Below are 20,301 nucleotides of genomic sequence, written 5' to 3'. Positions count from 1 at the left end.
TGCTGTCAACACCTCTTTTTCAACTTCCTTTCGGCCTCGATGAACTGAAGCAACCTGCTGTCGAAAACTGCGTAACTCATTGTTTACCAAGGAGTTTTCCGTTTCGACTGCGCCGGAAGTGGGCGAATTATAGGCTTCCAGAATCTGCCGTCAACAGCTATTTTCATAAATCTGTCATATAGCTCAAAAAGCCCCGGAAACGCGAAGGCCGGCCACAAGGGCCGGCCTTCTTTACCCTTCTACTTACAAGCTAGGGAAGGCGAACTGCGAAGCTTCATGGCTCGCACGCTGCGGCCAGCGCTGGGTGATGGCCTTGCGGCGGGTATAGAAACGCACGCCATCCGGGCCATAGGCGTGCAGGTCGCCGAACAGCGAACGCTTCCAGCCGCCAAAGCTGTGATAAGCCACCGGCACCGGCAGCGGTACGTTGACACCAACCATGCCGACTTCGATCTCGTCGCAGAACAACCGCGCCGCTTCACCGTCACGGGTGAAGATGCAGGTGCCGTTGCCATATTCGTGATCGTTGATCAGTTGCATGGCTTCTTCCAGGCTGTTGACCCGAACAACGCACAGCACCGGCCCGAAGATCTCTTCTTTATAGATGCGCATTTCTGGCGTGACGTTGTCGAACAGGCAACCACCCAGGAAGAAGCCTTCCTCGTGACCAGCGACGGTCAGGCCACGGCCGTCCACCACCAGTGTCGCGCCGGCAGCCACGCCGTCTTCTACATAACCGCTGACCTTGTCGCGTGCCTGGCCAGTCACCAGTGGGCCCATGTCCAGGCCGCAGTTGGTACCGGCACCGATTTTCAGCGCCTTGATTTGCGGAACCAGTTTGGCCACCAGTGCATCGGCCACCTGATCACCCACGCACACCGCTACCGAGATCGCCATGCAACGCTCGCCGCAAGAACCGTAGGCCGCGCCCATCAGTGCGCTGACGGCGTTATCCAGATCCGCATCCGGCATCAGCACCGCATGGTTCTTCGCCCCGCCCAGGGCCTGAACGCGCTTGCCGCGCTTGGTGCCTTCGGAATAGATGTATTCGGCAATCGGCGTCGAACCAACGAAGCTCAGCGCTTTGACTTCCGGCGCTTCGATCAAGGCGTCCACCGCAGTCTTGTCACCGTGCACCACGCTCAGCACGCCTTTCGGCAAACCAGCCTCCAGCAGCAACTGGGCGATCAGCAGTGTCGAGCTCGGGTCACGCTCGGACGGTTTGAGGATGAAGCAGTTGCCGCAGACGATCGCCAGCGGGTACATCCACAACGGCACCATGGCCGGGAAGTTGAACGGCGTGATACCGGCAACCACGCCCAGCGGCTGGAAGTCAGACCAGGCATCGATGTTCGGGCCGACGTTACGGCTGTATTCGCCCTTGAGGATTTCCGGAGCCGCGCAAGCGAACTCGACGTTCTCGATACCGCGCTTCAGTTCACCGGCAGCATCTTCCAGGGTCTTGCCGTGCTCTTCGCTGATCAATTGCGAGATGCGAGCTTCGTTCTGCTCCAGCAGTTGCTTGAAGCGGAACATCACTTGGGCACGCTTGGCCGGCGGCGTGTTGCGCCAGGCCGGGAATGCAGCCTTGGCAGCGTCAATGGCACTCTGGATGGTTTCGCGGGTCGCCAGCGGCAACTTGTGGATGGCCTGACCGGTAGACGGGTTGAACACATCAACCGCGCGACCGTTCTCGGTCACCAGTTCGCCATTGATCAAATGCGGAATAACGCTCATGGAAGCTCCTGAAAAGTTGTCCACAGGCCCCCTTCAACGGGTGCCTGCTATATAGATAGCTTTTGTAGGAGCGAGCTTGCTCGCGAAGATGCTGAGGGCGCCGTGTTCATCCAGGCAGCCCGCATCATCGTTAACGTCCATCGCAAGCAAGCTCGCTCCTACAGGTGTTTTGTCAAATCAGTCGATCTTGCTCAGCACTTCGCCGACCGCGTCGAAAAGACGGTCCAGGTCCTGCGGCTTGCTGTTGAAGGTTGGGCCGAACTGCAGGGTGTCGCCGCCGAAGCGCACGTAGAACCCGGCTTTCCACAGCGCCATGCCGGCTTCGAACGGACGCACGATCGCGTCGCCGTCACGTGGAGCGATCTGGATCGCGCCGGCCAGGCCGAAGTTGCGGATGTCGATGATGTTCTTGGTGCCTTTGAGGCCGTGCAGTGCATTTTCGAAATGCGGTGCGACTTCGGCCACGCTCTGCACCAGATTTTCCTTTTGCAGCAGGTCGAGTGCTGCCAGGCCGGCGGCGCAAGCCACCGGGTGCGCGGAATAGGTGTAGCCATGGGGGAATTCAACCGCGTATTCAGGCGTCGGCTGATTCATGAAGGTCTGGTAGATCTCGGAGCTGGCAATCACCGCACCCATCGGGATCGCACCGTTGGTGACTTGCTTGGCGATGCACATCAGGTCCGGGGTCACGCCGAAGGTGGTGGCGCCGAACATGGTGCCAGTACGGCCGAACCCGGTGATCACTTCGTCGAACACCAGCAGGATGTTGTGCTGGTCGCAGATTTCACGCAGACGCTTGAGGTAACCCTGTGGCGGAACCAGCACGCCAGCGGAACCGGCCAATGGCTCGACGAAGACCGCCGCGATGTTCGACGCATCGTGCAGTTCGATCAGTTTCAGCAGTTCGTCAGCCAGGGCGATACCGCCCTGCTCCGGCATGCCACGGGAGTAAGCGTTGCTGGCCAGCAAGGTGTGCGGCAGGTGGTCGACGTCCATCATCGCCTGACCGAACAGCTTGCGGTTGCCGTTCACGCCACCGAGGCTGGTGCCGGCGATGTTCACACCGTGGTAACCACGGGCACGACCGATCATTTTGGTCTTGGTCGACTGACCTTTCAGGCGCCAGTAAGCGCGGACCATCTTCACGGCAGTGTCAGCGCACTCGGAGCCCGAGTCGGTGAAGAACACGTGGTTCAGGTTGCCCGGGGTCAGGTCGGTGATTTTTTCAGCCAGCTGGAAGGACAGCGGATGGCCGTACTGGAAGCCTGGCGAATAATCGAGGGTACCCAGTTGCTTGGCGACCGCTTCCTGGATTTCCTTGCGGGTGTGCCCGGCGCCACAGGTCCACAGACCGGACAGCGAGTCATACACCTTGCGACCCTTGTCATCGATCAGCCAGCTGCCTTCGGCGCCAACGATCAGCCGTGGGTCGCGCTGGAAGTTACGGTTGGCGGTGTACGGCATCCAGTGGGCATCGAGCTTGAGCTGGCTGGCCAGAGAAGTCGGGGCGTTTTCAGGCTGGTTCATGGGCGTAACCTCGCAAGGCAATAAGCGGCGTAAGGATTGAAAACCGTTGTTGCAGCTAAATTGCCACGGCTATAAAGTCGGTGAAATCCAACTCTTCTAATGTTCAGTCAGCAAACCACTAAACTTTGAGTAACCTGCATGAGCACTCGCCGTCCCGATCCGCTGGCCCAGGTCAGCGACTTTGATATTCGCCTGCTGAGGATCTTTCGCAGCGTGGTCGAATGCGGCGGCTTCTCCGCGGCGGAAACCGTGCTGGGCATCGGGCGCTCGGCGATCAGCCAGCAGATGAGCGATCTGGAGCAACGTCTCGGCCTGCGCCTGTGCCAACGTGGACGTGCCGGGTTTTCCCTGACAGAAGAAGGCCGCGAGGTCTATCAATCGGCGTTGCAACTGCTGAGTGCACTGGAAAGCTTCCGTACCGAGGTCAATGGCCTGCACCAGCACTTGCGCGGCGAATTGATCATTGGATTGACGGACAACCTGGTCACCCTGCCCCACATGCGCATCACCCATGCCCTCGCACAGTTGAAAGAACGCGGCCCGGACGTGCAGATCCAGATCCGCATGATCGCGCCCAATGAAGTCGAACAAGGCGTGCTCGACGGCCGTCTGCACGTCGGCGTAGTGCCGCAGGCCAGCGCTCTTTCCGGGCTGGAATATCAACCGCTGTATAGCGAGCGCTCGCTGCTGTACTGCGCGGTCGGCCATCCATTGTTTTATGTCGACGACAAACAACTGGACGACGAACGCCTGAACAGTCAGGACGCCATCGCGCCCACCTTCCGATTGCCCGCGGAGATCCAGGCTCACTATCAAGCGCTCAATTGCACCGCCAGTGCCTCGGACCGCGAAGGCATGGCGTTCCTGATCCTGACCGGACGCTATATCGGTTACCTGCCGGATCACTACGCGAGCCTTTGGGTGCAGCAGGGCCGGTTGCGTGCATTGAAAGCGAAAACGCGTTTCTATGACCTCAGCCTGGCATCGGTCACTCGCAAGGGGCGCCGCCCGCATCTGGTGCTGGAGAGCTTTCTCGAAAGCCTGGCCGCTACACGCTGATTCGTCGGATATCAGAACTGTAGGAGCGGGCTTGCCCCGGGCGGCGTTCCGACGAAGAGGCTGGTGCATTCAGCATTGAAGTTGGCTGACAGGCCGCCTTTGCTGCGATGCGGCGACCCGACAAGCCAGCTCCTGCAATGATTGGTTTTGCCCCAAAGACTTGTCTGTAGCCTGCGGGTACGCTATCAACGCACTGGCCGCACCCACTCATCCTCTCGGAAACGCCTATGACCTTTGAAGTCCCAGCCCACGGCGCAAAACCAGTCAGCCGCATTCGTCAGAAAAACGAAGAGACCATCATCAAAGCCGCCGAAGACGAGTTCGCCCGTCACGGGTACAAAGGCACGAGCATGAACACCATCGCCCAGAATGCCGGGCTGCCCAAGGCGAACCTGCATTACTACTTCACCAACAAGCTCGGATTGTACGTGGCGGTGCTGAGCAACATCATTGAGTTGTGGGACAGCACCTTCAACACCCTCACCGCCGAAGACGATCCGAGCGAAGCATTGACCCGTTACATCCGTGCGAAAATGGAGTTCTCCCGACGCCAGCCACAAGCCTCGCGGATTTTCGCCATGGAAGTCATCAGCGGCGGTGAATGCCTGACCGAGTACTTCAACCAGGATTATCGCGCCTGGTTTCAAGGCCGTGCGGGCGTGTTCCAGGCCTGGATCGACGCCGGTAAAATGGACCCGGTCGATCCGGTGCACCTGATCTTCCTGTTGTGGGGCAGCACCCAGCACTACGCCGACTTCGCCACGCAGATCTGCCGCGTCACCGGGCGCACCAGGTTGACTAAACAGGACATGGAAGACGCCGGGGATAACCTGATCCGCATCATTCTCAAGGGCTGCGGCCTGAAACCTGCCATTTAAGTAGCCAGTCAGGTACGTATGCCTTTTACCCTCAGCGGTTTTTGCGAATACCGCGAAGAGATTCGCAAGAGCCGCTTCATTACCTTCGCCGCGCCAGTCTCCACCCCGGCCGAGGCCCAGGCGTTCATTGAGCAGCACAGTGACTTGAATGCCTCGCACAACTGCTGGGCCTGGAAGCTCGGCGATCAGTATCGCAGCACTGATGATGGTGAGCCCGGCGGTACGGCCGGCCGGCCGATTCTGGCGGCGATCGAAGCGCAGGATTACGATCAGGTCGCGGTGCTGGTGATTCGCTGGTATGGCGGCATCCAACTGGGCACCGGTGGGCTCGCCCGGGCCTATGGTGGTGGTGCAAACAAATGCCTGCAAGCGGCGCCAAAGATCGAGCTGATCAGCCGGGTGCCGCTGCGTTGCGCTTGCGGATTTGCCGAGTTGACCCTGGTCAAGCTACGGGTGGCTGAGGCAGGTGGATTGGTTGTGGATGAAACCTTCACCGCCAATGGTGTCGAGTTGCAGTTGGCCGTGGGTGATGCGCAGATCGACACCTTGCAGTCACAACTGGCCGATTTGAGTCGCGGACGTATCTTGTTGCAGCGCTAAAAAGCCTCAGCACAGGCTGCAATCTTTTGGGGCACGCCGCTTTTTCACTTATTCCATATTTGCCCACATCTGCTGTGCACCCGGCTGTGGATAACCTGAGCACATACGGCTGTAACCCTTGTGTCATACGGCTTTGCGGACTTTGCTCAATTTTCGTTCAATCTGCCATCAAGCTCACCAAATTCAAATAAAAACAACCAGTTACAACGGTTTATCGCCTTTAGAAGAAAGCCACTCAGTGCTTATGCCCGTGCTTTGAGCTTGCGCACAATTACTGTGGAGCAATCTGTGGATAACCCGTTCATGGCCGTCTCGGCACCCTGCACGGCATGGCTTGTGGTCGGTTGCTCATTTTTTGAGCAAAAGCCCACGAGCAAAATCGGGGCTTGATTTGCACCATCGCCCCCATGTGGTGCCGGGCTCTGCGTGGGACATTCGAAAGTGGCCGACTAAACGCCTCTGCTCGCAAGACTTCGACGTTTTCCTGACCATATGGCCAGAAAATTGCTTTATCCACAGGCACAAGTCCAACAGCACCGAGCCTGTCATGCCCAATCGCGCTCCAATCCCTGATCAGATTCCGCGCCTGCAACTGCGCAGAATCACAAAACGCTACCCCGGTTGCCTGGCCAACGACGCCATCGACCTGACCATTGCCCCTGGCGAGATCCATGCACTGCTCGGCGAAAACGGCGCGGGCAAAAGCACCTTGATGAAGATCATCTACGGCGTCACCCACGCCGATTCCGGCGAAATGATCTGGCAAGGTCAGCAGGTGAGCCTGCGCAACCCGGCCCAGGCGCGCGGTCTGGGTATCGGCATGGTGTTCCAGCATTTTTCGCTGTTCGAAACCCTGAGCGTGGCGCAGAACATCGCCCTGGCCATGGGCGCGGCGGCAGGCACACCCAGACAGCTTGAGCCGAAGATTCGCGAAGTGTCCCGTCGCTACGGTATGGCGCTGGAACCTGAGCGACTTGTCCACAGCCTGTCGATCGGTGAACGGCAACGGGTGGAAATCATTCGCTGCCTGATGCAGGACATCCGTCTGCTGATTCTCGATGAACCGACCTCAGTGCTGACTCCGCAGGAAGCTGACGAACTGTTCGTCACCCTGCGCCGGCTCGCCGCCGAGGGCTGCAGCATTTTGTTCATCAGCCACAAGCTCGGGGAAGTCCGCGCGTTGTGCCATAGCGCGACGGTACTGCGCGGCGGACGGGTGGCCGGGCATTGCCTGCCGGCCGAGTGTTCGGATCAGCAACTGGCGCGCTTGATGGTCGGTGAAGCGGCAGAGTTGATCGCAGACTATCCGAAGGTTACTGGAGGTGATGCGTTCCTTGATGTCCGTGGCTTGTCCTGGCACAACCCCGACCCGTTCGGTTGCTCGCTCAAGGACATCGACCTTGAAGTGCGCGGCGGTGAAATTGTCGGCATCGCCGGCGTCGCCGGCAATGGCCAGGATGAGTTGCTGGCCTTGCTCAGTGGCGAAGCACTGCTGCCCCGCAACGCCAGCGCGACGATCCGATTTGGCCAGGAGCCCGTCGCCCATTTGCGTCCCGATGCACGCCGCCAACTCGGCCTGGCGTTCGTCCCCGCCGAACGCTTGGGTCATGGTGCAGTGCCGGAGCTGAGCCTGGCGGACAACGCGCTGCTGAGCGCTTTCCAGCAAGGATTGGTGAGTCACGGTCTGATTCAGCGCGGCAAAGTCGAAGCACTGGCCGAGGAAATCATCCGCCGTTTCGGCGTCAAGACACCCGATAGCCAGACACCGGCCCGCAGTCTGTCCGGCGGTAACTTGCAGAAATTCATCCTCGGCCGGGAAATTCTCCAGCAACCGAAACTGCTGGTGGCCGCGCATCCAACCTGGGGTGTGGATGTCGGCGCCGCCGCCACCATTCATCACGCCTTGATTGCCTTGCGCGATGCCGGCGCGGCGATCCTGGTGATCTCCGAAGACCTCGACGAACTGTTCCAGATCAGCGACCGCCTCGGCGCCTTGTGCGGCGGTCGACTGTCGGCGCTCCACGCCACCGTCGATACGCGCCTGAGCGATGTCGGCGGCTGGATGGCCGGCCAGTTCCGTGCCCCTCAATCACTCGCATCCGCCACGCGCTAACGGAGTGTCACATGTTGCTTTCCCTTGAACCCCGTGGCCAGCAATCGCGCCTGATGCTGTGGTGCTCGCCGTTGCTGGCGGCTGTCCTGACCCTGGGCTGTGGATCACTGTTTTTTATCGCGCTCGGACACGACCCGCTACTGACCTTGCACACGCTGCTTATCGCACCGGTCAGCGACCTGTACGGAGTCTCTGAACTGTTGGTCAAAGCCCTGCCGATTCTGCTCTGCGCCCTGGGCCTGGCCGTCGCGTATCAGGCGCGTATCTGGAACATCGGTGCCGAAGGTCAACTGCTGCTCGGCGCGTTGGCCGGCAGTGCGCTGGCGGTGAACATCATCGATATGCAAAGCCGCTGGGCACTGGTGCTGATCCTGCTCACAGGCACCCTGGCGGGGGCCGCGTGGGCCGGCCTGACGGCGTGGTTGCGCACGCGCTTCAACGCCAATGAGATCCTGACCAGCATCATGCTCAACTACATCGCACTGAACCTGCTGCTGTTCTGCGTTCACGGTCCTTTGAAGGATCCCGCCGGGTTCAACTTCCCTGAGTCGGCGATGTTCGGTGACGCCAGCCGCATGCCGCTGTTGATGGCGGATGGCCGGGTTCATGCCGGGGTGTATTTCGCCCTGCTCGCGTTGGTGGCGGTTTGGGTGTTATTGCAGAAAAGCTTTGTCGGTTTTCAGATCAAAGTGCTCGGGCTGGACAAACGTGCCGCCGGTTTCGTCGGCTTTCGCGAGAAGCGCCTGATCTGGCTCGCGCTGTTGATCAGCGGTGGCCTGGCTGGGCTGGCGGGGGTGTGCGAAGTCACCGGCCCCATCGGCCAGTTGGTGCCACAGGTCTCACCGGGCTACGGCTATGCAGCGATCACCGTGGCGTTTCTCGGCCGCCTGAATCCTGTCGGCATCCTGTTTTCCAGCCTGTTGATGGCGCTGCTGTACATCGGCGGCGAAAGCGCACAAATGAGCCTTAACCTGCCGCAAGCGATCACCCAATTGTTCCAGGGCATGATGCTGTTTTTCCTGCTGGCCAGTGATGTGCTGATTCTCTACCGACCGCGCTTGAACCTGCGCCGGACCCGTCGCGCCCAAGCCACCGCCGTACAAGCAGGAGCGCTGTGATGGATATCGATCTGCTGAGCAATATTTTCTACGCCATGGTCCGCTGCGGTACGCCGTTGCTGCTGGTGGCGCTGGGGGAGCTGATCTGCGAGAAAAGCGGCGTCCTCAACCTGGGCCAGGAAGGCATGATGCTGTTTGGCGCGGTGATCGGTTTCATCGTCGCGTTCAGCACCGGCAATCTGTGGCTCGGCGTGTTGCTGGCGATGCTCGCCGGGATGTTGCTGTCGTCGCTGTTTGCCCTCGTGGCGCTGGTGTTCAACGCCAATCAGGTGGCCACCGGTCTGGCCCTGACGATTTTCGGCGTGGGCCTGTCGACCTTCGTCGGTGCGGCGTGGGTCGGCAAGCCGCTGGCAGGGTTCGAGCCGGTGGCGATTCCATATTTGAGCGAGATCCCGCTGATCGGACGGATGCTGTTTGCCCAGGACCTGTTGGTGTATCTGTCGTTCGCGTTGTTCGCACTGGTGGCCTGCGTGATTCTGAAAAGCCGCGTCGGGTTGATCATTCAGGCGGTTGGGGAAAACCCGGATGCGGCCAGCGCCATGGGCTTGCCGGTGTTGGCGGTGCGCACCCTGGCGGTGTTGTTCGGCGGCGCAATGGCAGGGTTGGCCGGGGCTTATCTGTCCCTGGCGTACACGCCGATGTGGGCGGAGAACATGAGCGCCGGGCGCGGCTGGATTGCCTTGGCGCTGGTAGTGTTCGCCAGTTGGCGGGTGTGGCGCCTGCTGCTCGGCGCCTACCTGTTCGGGCTCGCCAGTATCCTGCACCTGGTGGCGCAGGGGTTGGGGCTGGCAATTGCGTCCAGCCTGCTGGCGATGCTGCCGTATGTCGCGACCATTGTAGTGCTGGTGCTGCTGTCCCGGGATGCAGTGCGCACACGGTTGTATGCGCCGGTGTCGTTGGGGCAGCCGTGGCAGGCTGGGCATTAGTGGTTGTCTGGTCTGGCCTCATCGCGAGCAAGCTCGCTCCCACATAACCGTGTCCGCCGCAATTAATGTGTCTGGCGCAGACCCTGTGGGAGCGAGCCTGCTCGCGAAAGCGTCCGAACAGGCAACACCTGAGCAATGCCCCACGCCAATTCAAACACCAGAAAAACCACCAGAATCGAACTCGCGCCATGGATCAGGGCATAGGCCTGCCAGGCCGAGAACAGAAACCTGGCCACGGCGTCATACCGCCCATAAACCTGCTGCGGATCACGAATCCGCAGCACTGCCCATACGCAGACAATCGACCCCAGCAGATTCGCCATCAGCATGTGCACTGGTTCGAACGGTGGCAGCTCACCGGGCAAACTCAACGCCTGACTCACCCCCGTCAAAACCCCATGCAACGCCGCAAAACTCCACGGTGTGACAAACGCGACCGTCACAATCAGGTCATACCAGGCACTGCCTTGCACCAACCGGCGATATTGCGTTGTAGTCCACATCGACATTGCTCCATCAATTCAGGGAGCAACAAGGCTAAAGCCTGGAGTATGCTCCAGGGTCAAGCCCCCCTCGAGACGTCATGATGCGCATCGGTGAGTTAGCCCAGGCCAGCGCCGTCACGCAACTGCTGCAAGACAAACTCATACTGATCGAAGCCCGCATGACCGAACTCAGCGCACTGCGCGACAAGTTGCAACAACGGCTCGGGCAACAGTGTCCATTGAATCCACGATCCTGAATTTTCAAGGAAGCCACTCATGTCCAAGGCAAAAACCGCACTCATCATCGGCGCCTCCCGGGGGCTTGGCCTCGGGCTGGCGAAAACCCTGCTGGCCGACGGCTGGCAAGTCACCGCCACCGTGCGCGATCCGCAAAAAGCCGAAGCCTTGCAGGCCCTGGGCAATGTGCGGATCGAAAAGCTCGACATGGACGATCAACAGGCGGTGTCCGCCCTGAGCCAACAACTCAAGGGGGATGTGTTTGACCTGTTGTTCGTCAATGCCGGGGTCAAGGGACCGCAGGTGCAGACGCCGAACGGTGGCGCGACACTGGCCGAAGTCGGTCAGCTGTTCTTCACCAACGCCGTGGCGCCGATCAACCTGGCCCAGCGTTTTGTCGACCGGATTCGCCCGGACACCGGCGTGCTGGCCTTCATGAGCTCAGTGCTGGGCAGCGTGACCATGCCCGACGCACCGGAACTGGCGTTGTACAAGGCCAGCAAGGCGGCGCTGAACTCCATGACCAGCAGCTTCGTCACTCAGTTGGGCGAAACCGGGCTCACCGTGCTGTCGCTGCACCCGGGCTGGGTGAAAACCGATATGGGCGGTGAAGACGCGGACATCGACGTGGAAACCAGCACCCGTGGTCTGGTCGATCAGGTGAATGCGTATGTCGGCAAGGGCGGGCATCACTTCATCAATTACCGGGGTGAAACCATTCCCTGGTAATCACCGCCGCCCCCTGTAGGAGCTAGCTTGCTAGCGATGGTGTATCAGCTATATCAACGTCGACTGACACAACATCGCTAGCAAGCTCCTACAGGGTTTTGCACCTGCCTGTCGGGCCGGGCTTGCCCGCCAGAGCGTTTTGATCGACACTTCGCACCTCGCCTCCCCCGGCGACCCTGGATCAGCAGACAGGGCAACACTGAGCTGGCAACCCTGAACCCAACTTTCAGAGGAGCCGGCCAACATGCCTGCGACCCGTACCTGGTTAAAAAATCCCCTCGCCATTTTCACGGCCAACGGTCTCGATGCCCGTGGCGGTCTGGTGCTGCAAGACGGTTTGATCGTCGAAGTACTCGGCGCAGGTCAACAACCGTCCGCACCGTGCAATGAAGTGTTCGATGCACGCGAGCATGTGATCCTGCCGGGCCTGATCAACACCCATCACCACTTCTATCAAACCCTGACCCGCGCCTGGGCGCCGGTGGTCAATCAGCCGCTGTTCCCGTGGCTGAAAACCCTGTACCCGGTCTGGGCACGCCTGACTCCGGAAAAACTCGCCCTCGCCACCAAAGTCGCGCTGGCTGAATTGCTGCTGTCCGGTTGCACCACCGCGGCCGACCACCACTACCTGTTTCCGGAAGGTCTGGAAAATGCCATCGACGTGCAGGTCGAGAGCGTTCGTGAACTGGGCATGCGCGCCATGCTCACCCGTGGTTCCATGAGCCTTGGCGAAAAAGACGGTGGCCTGCCGCCGCAACAGACCGTGCAGGAAGGCGAGGTGATCCTTGCCGACAGCCAGCGCCTGATCGCCGAATACCACGAACGCGGTGACGGCGCGCAAATCCAGATCGCCCTGGCTCCGTGCTCACCGTTCTCGGTAACACCGGAAATCATGTCGGCCAGTGCCGAACTGGCGAACAAACTCGACGTGCGCCTGCACACCCACCTGGCGGAAACCCTCGACGAAGAAGATTTCTGCCTGCAACGCTTCGGCCTGCGCACCGTGGATTATCTGGACAGCGTAGGCTGGCTCGGCCCACGTACCTGGCTGGCCCATGGCATCCATTTCAACCCGGATGAAATCGCCCGTCTCGGTGACGCCGGCACCGGTATTTGCCATTGCCCGAGTTCGAACATGCGCCTGGCCTCGGGCATCTGCCCGAGCATCGAGCTGACCGATGCCGGTGCCTTGCTGGGTTTGGGCGTGGACGGCTCGGCATCCAACGATGCCTCGAACATGATGCTCGAAGCGCGTCAGGCCCTGTACATCCAACGCCTGCGCTACGGCGCCGAGAAAATCACCCCGGAGCGCGTGCTCGGCTGGGCGACCAAAGGTTCGGCCAGTCTGTTGGGGCGTACCGATATCGGTGAACTGGCCGTGGGCAAGCAGGCCGACCTGGCCCTGTTCAAGCTGGATGAACTGCGCTTCTCCGGCAGCCATGATCCGGTCTCGGCACTGCTGCTGTGCGGCGCCGATCGCGCGGACCGGGTGATGGTCGGCGGCAAGTGGCGGGTGATCGATGGGCAGATCGAAGGGCTGGATCTGAAGGGGTTGATTGCCGATCACAGCCAGGCGGCGCGACAGTTGATCGCTGGGGTCTGACACACCCAGATCAAAACTGTGGGAGCTGTGGCGAGGGGGCTTGCCCCCGTTGGGCTGCGAAGCAGCCCCAAAATTTACGATGTATCGAAGCTCTTGTGAGTGCTGCGCACTCAAACGGGGGCAAGCCCCCTCGCCACAGCCCGCTCCCACATTGGTTTTGTGGAGGGTCATGGCCATCTGGATTGGCGCACCAGTGGATGGCAGCCGTGCAAGGACATGCACTGATATCGGACTTCACAGACCCATCGCGAGCCAGCTCGCGATGGCATCACCGCAGATTCACGTTTTGTTGTCTTGTTGGTCAGCAATTTGCATTGCCCTGTGCAAGCCCGAGTGCCCAGCCAACCTCACAACAAAATGGAGTTCCAATTCATGCACAACCGTCCGTTGAAGAAGCTGCTTTGCGCCGTTGCGGCGGCCATCGGTCTGAGCGCCGGTCTGACCGTCAGTGCCAACGAACCGCTGAAAGTCGGCTTCGTCTATATCGGTCCGATCGGTGACCACGGCTGGACGTATCAGCATGAACAGGGGCGCAAGGAACTCGCGGAAAAATTCGGTGCGCAGATCACCACCAACTATGTGGAAAACGTCGCCGAAGGTGCCGACGCCGAGCGGGTGATCCGCAACATGGCCAAGGACAAATACGACCTGATCTTCACTACCTCTTTCGGCTACATGAACCCGACCGTGAAAGTCGCCAAACAGTTTCCCATGGTGACCTTCGAGCACGCCACCGGCTACAAGCAGGGCAACAACCTCGGCACTTATCTGGCGCGCACTTACGAGGGCCGCTACGTCGGCGGCTTCCTTGCGGCGAAGATGACCAAGAGCAAAAAAGTCGGCTACGTCGCCTCGTTCCCGATCCCGGAAGTGATCCGCGACATCAACGCCATCCAGCTGGCATTGAACAAGTACAACCCCAGCACCGAGATCAAGGTGGTGTGGGTCAACTCATGGTTCGATCCGGGCAAGGAAGCGGATGCCGCCAACGCGCTGATCGATCAGGGTGTGGACGTGGTGTTCCAGCACACCGACAGCCCCGCACCGATCCAGGCCGCCGAACGTCGCGGCGTGTATGCCGTGGGCTACGCTTCGGACATGGCGCACTTCGGGCCAAAAGCGGTACTGACCTCCATCGTCAATGACTGGGGCCCGCACTACATTCAGGCAACCCAAAGCGTGATCGACCATGACTGGAAATCCCGGGACTATTGGGGTGGATTGAAGGAAGGCACCGTTGAACTGCCGATCAGCGACCTGGTGCCGGCGACGGTGAAGAGCGAAGCCGAGCAGATCATCGCCGACATCAAGAGCGGTGCGTTGCAGCTGTTCACCGGGCCGATCAAGGATCAGGCCGGAGTCGAAAAAATCCCGGCGGGCGTGAGCGCGACCACGGCGCAACTGGCGTCGATGAATTACTACGTGGAAGGCATGAAGGCCGAGATGCCGAAGTAACTCTTCCGGTCAGAACACGGTACCTGTGGGAGCGAGCTTGCTCGCGATGAGGCCATTACATTCAACATCCATGTTGTCTGCCCTACCGCTATCGCGAGCAAGCTCGCTCCCACAGGGTTCTTCAGTGTTCGCCAGACTGCGTAACCTTCAGGACAATCCCATGAACAGCCTCCCTATCATCGACATCGCCCCACTCTACAGCGATGCACCATCCGCCTGGCCAGCCGTGGCCGGACAAATCGACCTCGCCTGTCGCGAGTGGGGTTTCTTCTACATCAAGGGCCACCCGATCAGCGCTGCGCGAATCGACGAGCTGCTCGACAGTGCCAAGCGTTTCTTCGCCCAACCCACCGCCGAAAAACTCAAGATCGACATCACCCAGACCCGTCACCATCGCGGCTACGGCGCCATCGCCACTGAGCAGCTCGACCCGAGTAAACCCAGCGACCTCAAAGAAACCTTCGACATGGGCCTGCACCTGCCGGCCGAGCACCCTGACGTACTGGCGGAAAAACCCTTGCGCGGTCCCAATCGCCATCCGTCCATGCCCGGCTGGGAAGCGCTGATGGAGCAACACTACGTCGACATGCAAGCCCTCGCACAAACGCTGTTGCGGGCGATGACCCTGGCGTTGGGGATTGAGCGCGATTTCTTCGACACACGCTTCAATGACCCGGTCAGCGTGCTGCGGATGATTCATTACCCGCCGCGCCACACTGCCAGCTCCGCCGAGCAGCAAGGAGCCGGCGCCCACACTGACTACGGTTGCATCACCCTGCTTTATCAGGATGCCGCCGCAGGCTTGCAGGTACGCAGCGTCAAGGGTGAGTGGATCGACGCACCGCCCATCGAAGGTACGTTCGTGGTCAACCTCGGCGACATGATGGCGCGCTGGAGCAACGACCGCTATCTGTCGACACCGCACCGGGTGATCAGCCCGCTCGGCGTGAATCGTTATTCGATGCCGTTCTTCGCCGAGCCGCACCCGGATACCCGCATCGAATGCCTGCCCGGTTGTAAGGATGAACAGCACCCGGCGAAATACCCGGGCACCACCTGCGCCGAGTTCCTGCTCTCGCGCTTCGCCGATACCTACGCTTATCGACGGGAACTGAAAGCAGTGTGATGAACCGCCTGGTCAGGTTTTACCAATTGTTGCGGCAACCCTCTGTAGAATGGCGACCATTGCACCTGATGAGAAAAGAATCATGTATGACTGGCTGAACGCCCTGCCCAAGGCAGAGTTGCACCTGCACCTGGAAGGCTCGCTGGAGCCCGAGCTGTTGTTTGCCCTGGCCGAGCGCAACAAGATTGCCCTGCCATGGAACGACGTCGAAACCTTGCGCAAGGCGTATGCCTTCAACAACCTGCAGGAGTTCCTCGACCTGTATTACCGGGGTGCCGATGTGTTGCGCACATCCCAGGATTTCTATGACCTGACCTGGGCGTACCTGCTGCGCTGCAAAGAGCAGAACGTGATCCACACCGAACCGTTCTTCGACCCGCAGACCCACACCGACCGTGGCATCCCGTTCGAAGTGGTGCTCAACGGCATCGCCGCCGCGCTGAAGGATGGCGAGCAGCAACTGGGTATCACCAGTGGTTTGATCCTGAGCTTCCTGCGCCACCTGAGCGAAGACCAAGCGCAGAAAACCCTCGACCAGGCGCTGCCGTTCCGCGAAGCGTTTGTCGCCGTGGGCCTGGACAGCTCCGAGATGGGCCACCCGCCGAGCAAGTTCCAGCGCGTGTTCGACCGTGCCCGTCACGAAGGCTTCCTGACCGTCGCCCACGCCGGTGAAGAAGGCCCGCCCGAGTACATCTGGGAAGCCATCGACCTGCTGAAAATCCAGCGCATCGACCATGGCGTGCGCGCCATCGAAGACGAGCGCCTGATGCAGCGAATCATCGACGAGCAGATCCCGCTGACCGTATGCCCGTTGTCGAACACCAAGCTTTGCGTGTTCGATCACATGTCGCAGCACAACATTCTCGACATGCTGGAACGCGGCGTAAAAGTGACCGTGAACTCCGATGACCCGGCGTACTTCGGTGGCTATGTCACCGAGAACTTCCATGCGCTGCACACTCACCTGGGCATGACCCAGGATCAGGCCAAACGCCTGGCGCAGAACAGCCTCGATGCGCGATTGGTGAAACCCTAGGCAGCACCGCAAATCCAACTGTAGGAGCTGGCTTGCCAGCGAAGGCGCCCTCCCACTCACCAAAAATGTTGAATGTGGCAACGGCTTCGCTGCGATGCGGCGACCCGACAAACCAGCTCCTACAGATCGGGTGTTTGACCAAGGTTTCTAAAGCGCCATTTCCAGTTCGGTTTCCTGGGCGAAGCGATGAATTTCGCGTTGCCCGGAGGCCGTCACCTGCAAGGCTCGGGAATCGTTGGGCAGGCTCAGCCACCCCGACTGCATGAACAGCTGCAACAATGCCGCGCCCAGCGAGCCGCCCATGTGCGGGCGTCTTTCGCTCCAGTCAGGGCATGCGCAGGCAACCCTGCCGTTGTGATGGGCCAGCGCCTGGATGAACACTCCCCGTGCCGCCAACCCCGTCGCGCCCTTGAGCGTGACCGTGACCCGCTGATCAAACTGTTCGATCCAGCCTGCCTCCAGCAGTCGCTGATACAGATCGGCGGACAGGGTGCCCCCCAAGTGATCGTCGCACAGTCGGGCACTCAGCAAGGATGAACGCACCGCCCGAGGTTTGACGAGAGGCGCATTGCTTTTGAATACCTGCGCAATATCCTGGGGTGCGCTGGCGAAGGTCGCGCTGGCCAGTGCCTCGATTGCCGCCCCGACCTCGGGCGCGGCCAGGCGGAAGAAGCGTTTGCGGCCGCGGCTTTCAACCCTCAACAGACCTCCAGTGGACAAACGTCCCAGGTGTGCACTGGCCGAAGACGGTGACAGGCCGGCCAGCAATGCCAACTCTTCGGTTGTTCGCGCCGAACCGTCCATCAAGGCCCACATCATTGCGCTTCGCTTTGGGTCAGCCAGCAATGTGGCGATCTGGCTGATGCAAGGTGCATGTTCCATGTATTCACTCCCTGTTGAATCGTTTCGTTTACTGCCCGGAAACATCTTGAGCAGTAATGTGTCGTCGGCCAATCCGAGGAGACTGTCATAAACCCGGCGACGCCTTGCTCACCCATTTGCGCTGCCTGGCCGACGCTGCGAAGGCCAGAAGGATGACCGTCAGCCGGACCGGCTCGAACGTTGGTCCGCCATTGGGGGATCGACGCTACCTACATGATGAGGGCGCTAGTATATGCGGGTTGGTCGCGGGATCCTGTCCTCCGCCCGGCATAGGTGGTGATCGTTCCTGAGAGAAATTTCTCTTTTTTCGTGCGACTAATGATCGATATCCGAAAAACCCGGAAATTGACTGCTCAAAAGTTCACATCGGCTGACAAGCATTTCACGCAAGAGATTCACCGGCTTACTCAATTGCGCGCGATGGGCGCACAACAGATTCAGCGATGCGCGCTCACAGAGCAGCTCCGGCATCAGCACTTTCAAGCGACCGGCCAGTACATCGGCGGCGACATCCAGCCAGGACTTGTACGCGATCCCGGCGCCCGCCACGGCCCAACGGCGCACGACATCGGCATCGTCACTGAAACGATCGCCGCTGACGGTCAGGCTGACTTCGCGTTTGCCGTCGTGAAAACTCCAGTGGTCGTGGACCCGGCTGCCGAGCATGTACAACAGGCAATTGTGCTGTGCCAGTTGCTCAAGTTGCCGTGGCTCGCCATGCCGGGCCAGATAGCCGGGAGCGGCGCACAACACCCGGCGGTTCTGCGGGGCGATGGGCAGCGCCACCAGACTGGAATCCTCCGGTTCACCATAGCGCAGGGCAATGTCTACCGGTTGGCGAAACAGGTCGGCGATGCGATCCCCCAGCAGCAGGCGCACGGTCAGTTTCGGATGTTCGCGTTGAAACTCATCGAGCCAGGGCAGCAGCAGATTGCGGCCAAAGTCCGATGGCGCCGACAGTTGCAGAACTCCGCTGACCTGGTCTTGACCACTGGCCAGCAATCGCCGGCCCTCGTCGAGATTGCTCAGGGCCGCGCGGGCGTATTCGAGAAAGCCCTCGCCTTCGGCGGTCAGGCGCAGGCTGCGGGTCGAACGGGCCAATAAACGGGCGCCGAGTTGCTGTTCGATGCGCTTGAGCGCCGCACTGGCCACCGCCGCCGACATGTCCATCCCCCGCGCGGCGGCGGACAGACTGCCCAGGTCCGCCGCCCGGACAAACAACTGCAAGTCATCGAAACGCAGCATCAGAGCACCGATTATCAAAAAAATATTGAAAGAGACTACTCTTTTAGCCGGTTTTATCTTCAGGAGAAATAGCCAATCATCTGTCCCATCAAATCGCTTCTTTATTAGTGTTCTGGAGCCGCCCATGAAAGCCATTGCCTACTACGCCTCGTTGCCGATCAGTGACGACAAGGCTCTGCAAGACATCGAACTGCCGGAGCCGGTTGCCGGCCCCCGCGACTTGCTGGTGGAAGTCAAAGCCATCTCGGTCAACCCGGTGGACACCAAGGTGCGTCAGAACGTCCAGCCCGAAGGTGGCGCGGCCAAGGTGCTGGGTTGGGATGTGGCCGGTGTGGTCAAGGCGGTGGGCAGTGAGGTGACGCTGTTCCAGGCCGGCGACAAGGTATTTTACGCCGGCTCCATCGCGCGGGCGGGCGGCAACAGCGAGTTGCATGTGGTGGACGAGCGCATCGTCGGCCGCATGCCAAAGACCCTGGGATTCGCCGAAGCCGCTGCCCTGCCGCTCACCGCGATCACGGCGTGGGAACTGCTGTTCGAACGCCTGCAAATACGCGAAGGCAAAACCGACGAAGGCCAGAGCCTGTTGATCGTCGGCGCAGCGGGTGGCGTGGGTTCGATGCTTACGCAGCTCGCTCACCAACTGACGGCCCTGAAAGTCATCGGCAGCGCTTCGCGTGCGCAGACCCAAAGCTGGGTCAAGGAACTGGGTGCCGATCTGGTGATCGACCATAGCCAGCCACTCTGCGAAGCACTCAAGCGTGCCGGCGTGGATCAGGTCACCCACGTCGCCAGCCTGACCCAGACCGACCAGCACCTGGACCAACTGGTCGAGGCATTGGCGCCCCAAGGCAAGCTGGCGCTGATCGATGACCCCAAGGCGCTGGACGTGACCAAGCTCAAGCGCAAGAGCCTGTCACTGCATTGGGAGTTCATGTACACCCGTTCGCTGTTTGAAACCGCGGACATGATCGAGCAGCACAACCTGCTCAACCGCGTCGCCTGGCTGATCGATGCCGGGACCCTGAAAACCACGGTGGGCGAACACTTCGGCACGATCAATGCGGCCAATTTGCGCCGTGCCCATGCCCTGCTGGAGAGCGGCAAGGCCAAGGGCAAGATTGTGCTGGAAGGGTTCTGAGGCGCTGAAAAAAGCCTTCGCTGATGTCATGTTTCCGTCGGCGACCGGGTGGTTCCGGCCGCCGACAATCCCTGCGAACGCCCTCGAAAACTCGTGTTTTTTTTAGTTACAAACCGTCAGTCCGACAATTGATCCTTGTCACAATGGTGCTCGAATTCGGGACTACAATCGAAACTCCTGCGAGGCAGTCTTTTACGAGACATCTTTTACAAGTGGAGTTCAGCTATGAAGATCCTGATAAAAGAACTGGCGAAGTCCCAGTGGCAAGTTCGCTTAGACCAACATGCTGTGACGTTCCGCAGCGAAGCAGAAGCTCGCGCTTTCACGCGTACTCTTGAAGCCCGCATCCAGGCCCCTCACCCCATTCCCGTCTTCCACCCGCAGCGCGCAGCCGGCTGACTCCGGCC

General features: G+C 60.3%; 19 protein-coding genes. 14 read left to right on the top strand and 5 right to left on the bottom strand.

The genetic code is table 11. The features are described from left to right. Positions 1–243: 243 nt before the first annotated feature. Both ACM6IK_RS25675 and ACM6IK_RS25670 read right to left on the bottom strand, forming a co-directional pair. The gene (locus ACM6IK_RS25675; RefSeq protein ID WP_056725206.1) at positions 244–1,737 is read right to left on the bottom strand and encodes a CoA-acylating methylmalonate-semialdehyde dehydrogenase; all 1,494 of its coding nucleotides are present in this window, start codon (positions 1,735–1,737) and stop codon (positions 244–246) included. Between the two features lie 177 nt (positions 1,738–1,914). Continuing rightward, entirely contained in the window at positions 1,915–3,264 is a 1,350-nt protein-coding gene (locus tag ACM6IK_RS25670; RefSeq protein WP_090452968.1) for an aspartate aminotransferase family protein, read from the bottom strand. Between the two features lie 138 nt (positions 3,265–3,402). Between ACM6IK_RS25670 and ACM6IK_RS25665 the strand changes: the two genes are divergently transcribed. From ACM6IK_RS25665 to ACM6IK_RS25640, 6 genes are all read left to right on the top strand, one after another. Continuing rightward, positions 3,403–4,323, top strand: coding sequence for a LysR family transcriptional regulator (locus tag ACM6IK_RS25665; RefSeq protein WP_007971880.1), 921 nt, complete (start codon positions 3,403–3,405; stop codon positions 4,321–4,323). A 227-nt stretch (positions 4,324–4,550) separates the two neighbouring features. Beyond that, a complete protein-coding gene (locus ACM6IK_RS25660) occupies positions 4,551–5,201 on the top strand; it encodes a TetR/AcrR family transcriptional regulator (RefSeq protein WP_008050321.1) in 651 nt (216 codons plus the stop codon). Between the two features lie 18 nt (positions 5,202–5,219). Next, positions 5,220–5,801 carry an IMPACT family protein gene (locus ACM6IK_RS25655; RefSeq protein WP_414876537.1) on the top strand — a complete coding sequence of 194 codons (582 nt, stop codon included), beginning with the start codon at positions 5,220–5,222 and terminating at the stop codon, positions 5,799–5,801. Between the two features lie 547 nt (positions 5,802–6,348). After that, entirely contained in the window at positions 6,349–7,914 is a 1,566-nt protein-coding gene (locus ACM6IK_RS25650) for an ABC transporter ATP-binding protein (RefSeq protein WP_414876536.1), read from the top strand. A gap of 11 nt (positions 7,915–7,925) precedes the next feature. Then, entirely contained in the window at positions 7,926–9,032 is a 1,107-nt protein-coding gene (locus ACM6IK_RS25645) for an ABC transporter permease (protein ID WP_414876535.1), read from the top strand. After that, positions 9,032–9,958 carry an ABC transporter permease gene (locus ACM6IK_RS25640; RefSeq protein WP_414876534.1) on the top strand — a complete coding sequence of 309 codons (927 nt, stop codon included), beginning with the start codon at positions 9,032–9,034 and terminating at the stop codon, positions 9,956–9,958. Before ACM6IK_RS25645 ends, ACM6IK_RS25640 begins: the two co-directional genes overlap by 1 nt. Before the next feature lie 62 nt (positions 9,959–10,020). On the opposite strand, the gene ACM6IK_RS25635 is transcribed toward ACM6IK_RS25640, so the two are convergent. Continuing rightward, positions 10,021–10,461, bottom strand: coding sequence for a hypothetical protein (locus ACM6IK_RS25635; protein WP_414876533.1), 441 nt, complete (start codon positions 10,459–10,461; stop codon positions 10,021–10,023). An 80-nt stretch (positions 10,462–10,541) separates the two neighbouring features. On the opposite strand from ACM6IK_RS25635, the gene ACM6IK_RS25630 reads away from it, so the two are divergent. The 6 genes from ACM6IK_RS25630 (at position 10,542) to ACM6IK_RS25605 (ending at position 16,629) form a co-directional block, all read left to right on the top strand. Then, entirely contained in the window at positions 10,542–10,700 is a 159-nt protein-coding gene (locus tag ACM6IK_RS25630) for a hypothetical protein (protein ID WP_414876539.1), read from the top strand. 19 nt (positions 10,701–10,719) lie between these two features. Further along, a complete protein-coding gene (locus ACM6IK_RS25625; protein ID WP_414876532.1) occupies positions 10,720–11,409 on the top strand; it encodes an SDR family oxidoreductase in 690 nt (229 codons plus the stop codon). A gap of 244 nt (positions 11,410–11,653) precedes the next feature. Continuing rightward, positions 11,654–13,012: an 8-oxoguanine deaminase gene (locus ACM6IK_RS25620; RefSeq protein WP_414876531.1), complete on the top strand. Its 1,359-nt coding sequence runs from the start codon at positions 11,654–11,656 to the stop codon at positions 13,010–13,012. A gap of 372 nt (positions 13,013–13,384) precedes the next feature. Further along, positions 13,385–14,467, top strand: coding sequence for a BMP family ABC transporter substrate-binding protein (locus ACM6IK_RS25615; protein ID WP_414876530.1), 1,083 nt, complete (start codon positions 13,385–13,387; stop codon positions 14,465–14,467). A gap of 160 nt (positions 14,468–14,627) precedes the next feature. Continuing rightward, positions 14,628–15,593, top strand: a complete 966-nt coding sequence (locus ACM6IK_RS25610) for an isopenicillin N synthase family dioxygenase (RefSeq protein WP_414876529.1) — start codon at positions 14,628–14,630, stop codon at positions 15,591–15,593. A gap of 82 nt (positions 15,594–15,675) precedes the next feature. After that, a complete protein-coding gene (locus ACM6IK_RS25605) occupies positions 15,676–16,629 on the top strand; it encodes an adenosine deaminase (protein ID WP_108219864.1) in 954 nt (317 codons plus the stop codon). Between the two features lie 147 nt (positions 16,630–16,776). Here the strand turns inward: ACM6IK_RS25605 and ACM6IK_RS25600 are convergent, their stop codons facing one another. Together ACM6IK_RS25600 and ACM6IK_RS25595 are read right to left on the bottom strand one after the other, a co-directional pair. Beyond that, positions 16,777–17,511, bottom strand: a complete 735-nt coding sequence (locus tag ACM6IK_RS25600) for an ArsR/SmtB family transcription factor (protein WP_414876528.1) — start codon at positions 17,509–17,511, stop codon at positions 16,777–16,779. Positions 17,512–17,826: 315 nt separating this feature from the next. Next, positions 17,827–18,756 (bottom strand): LysR family transcriptional regulator, encoded by a 930-nt coding sequence (locus ACM6IK_RS25595; RefSeq protein WP_414876527.1) that lies wholly within the window; start codon positions 18,754–18,756, stop codon positions 17,827–17,829. 124 nt (positions 18,757–18,880) lie between these two features. Between ACM6IK_RS25595 and ACM6IK_RS25590 the strand changes: the two genes are divergently transcribed. Further along, complete coding sequence (locus ACM6IK_RS25590) at positions 18,881–19,894, top strand: zinc-binding alcohol dehydrogenase family protein (protein ID WP_414876526.1); 1,014 nt, start codon at positions 18,881–18,883, stop codon at positions 19,892–19,894. A gap of 225 nt (positions 19,895–20,119) precedes the next feature. Beyond that, positions 20,120–20,293: a hypothetical protein gene (locus ACM6IK_RS25585; protein WP_177413263.1), complete on the top strand. Its 174-nt coding sequence runs from the start codon at positions 20,120–20,122 to the stop codon at positions 20,291–20,293. Positions 20,294–20,301 lie beyond the last annotated feature (8 nt).

It is taken from the genome of Pseudomonas sp. IT-196MI5 (assembly GCF_949767415.1).
GTDB lineage: Bacteria > Pseudomonadota > Gammaproteobacteria > Pseudomonadales > Pseudomonadaceae > Aquipseudomonas.
This window is presented reverse-complemented; position numbering and strand designations above follow the sequence as displayed.

What these genes read in the sequence shown, in the direction of transcription:
- ACM6IK_RS25675 (WP_056725206.1), bottom strand. Translation starts at nt 1,737, where the DNA reads ATGAGCGTTATTCCGCATTTGATCAATGGCGAACTGGTGACCGAGAAC.
- ACM6IK_RS25670 (WP_090452968.1), bottom strand. Translation starts at nt 3,264, where the DNA reads ATGAACCAGCCTGAAAACGCCCCGACTTCTCTGGCCAGCCAGCTCAAG.
- ACM6IK_RS25665 (WP_007971880.1), top strand. Translation starts at nt 3,403, where the DNA reads ATGAGCACTCGCCGTCCCGATCCGCTGGCCCAGGTCAGCGACTTTGAT.
- ACM6IK_RS25660 (WP_008050321.1), top strand. Translation starts at nt 4,551, where the DNA reads ATGACCTTTGAAGTCCCAGCCCACGGCGCAAAACCAGTCAGCCGCATT.
- ACM6IK_RS25655 (WP_414876537.1), top strand. Translation starts at nt 5,220, where the DNA reads ATGCCTTTTACCCTCAGCGGTTTTTGCGAATACCGCGAAGAGATTCGC.
- ACM6IK_RS25650 (WP_414876536.1), top strand. Translation starts at nt 6,349, where the DNA reads ATGCCCAATCGCGCTCCAATCCCTGATCAGATTCCGCGCCTGCAACTG.
- ACM6IK_RS25645 (WP_414876535.1), top strand. Translation starts at nt 7,926, where the DNA reads ATGTTGCTTTCCCTTGAACCCCGTGGCCAGCAATCGCGCCTGATGCTG.
- ACM6IK_RS25640 (WP_414876534.1), top strand. Translation starts at nt 9,032, where the DNA reads ATGGATATCGATCTGCTGAGCAATATTTTCTACGCCATGGTCCGCTGC.
- ACM6IK_RS25635 (WP_414876533.1), bottom strand. Translation starts at nt 10,461, where the DNA reads ATGTGGACTACAACGCAATATCGCCGGTTGGTGCAAGGCAGTGCCTGG.
- ACM6IK_RS25630 (WP_414876539.1), top strand. Translation starts at nt 10,542, where the DNA reads ATGATGCGCATCGGTGAGTTAGCCCAGGCCAGCGCCGTCACGCAACTG.
- ACM6IK_RS25625 (WP_414876532.1), top strand. Translation starts at nt 10,720, where the DNA reads ATGTCCAAGGCAAAAACCGCACTCATCATCGGCGCCTCCCGGGGGCTT.
- ACM6IK_RS25620 (WP_414876531.1), top strand. Translation starts at nt 11,654, where the DNA reads ATGCCTGCGACCCGTACCTGGTTAAAAAATCCCCTCGCCATTTTCACG.
- ACM6IK_RS25615 (WP_414876530.1), top strand. Translation starts at nt 13,385, where the DNA reads ATGCACAACCGTCCGTTGAAGAAGCTGCTTTGCGCCGTTGCGGCGGCC.
- ACM6IK_RS25610 (WP_414876529.1), top strand. Translation starts at nt 14,628, where the DNA reads ATGAACAGCCTCCCTATCATCGACATCGCCCCACTCTACAGCGATGCA.
- ACM6IK_RS25605 (WP_108219864.1), top strand. Translation starts at nt 15,676, where the DNA reads ATGTATGACTGGCTGAACGCCCTGCCCAAGGCAGAGTTGCACCTGCAC.
- ACM6IK_RS25600 (WP_414876528.1), bottom strand. Translation starts at nt 17,511, where the DNA reads ATGGAACATGCACCTTGCATCAGCCAGATCGCCACATTGCTGGCTGAC.
- ACM6IK_RS25595 (WP_414876527.1), bottom strand. Translation starts at nt 18,756, where the DNA reads ATGCTGCGTTTCGATGACTTGCAGTTGTTTGTCCGGGCGGCGGACCTG.
- ACM6IK_RS25590 (WP_414876526.1), top strand. Translation starts at nt 18,881, where the DNA reads ATGAAAGCCATTGCCTACTACGCCTCGTTGCCGATCAGTGACGACAAG.
- ACM6IK_RS25585 (WP_177413263.1), top strand. Translation starts at nt 20,120, where the DNA reads ATGAAGATCCTGATAAAAGAACTGGCGAAGTCCCAGTGGCAAGTTCGC.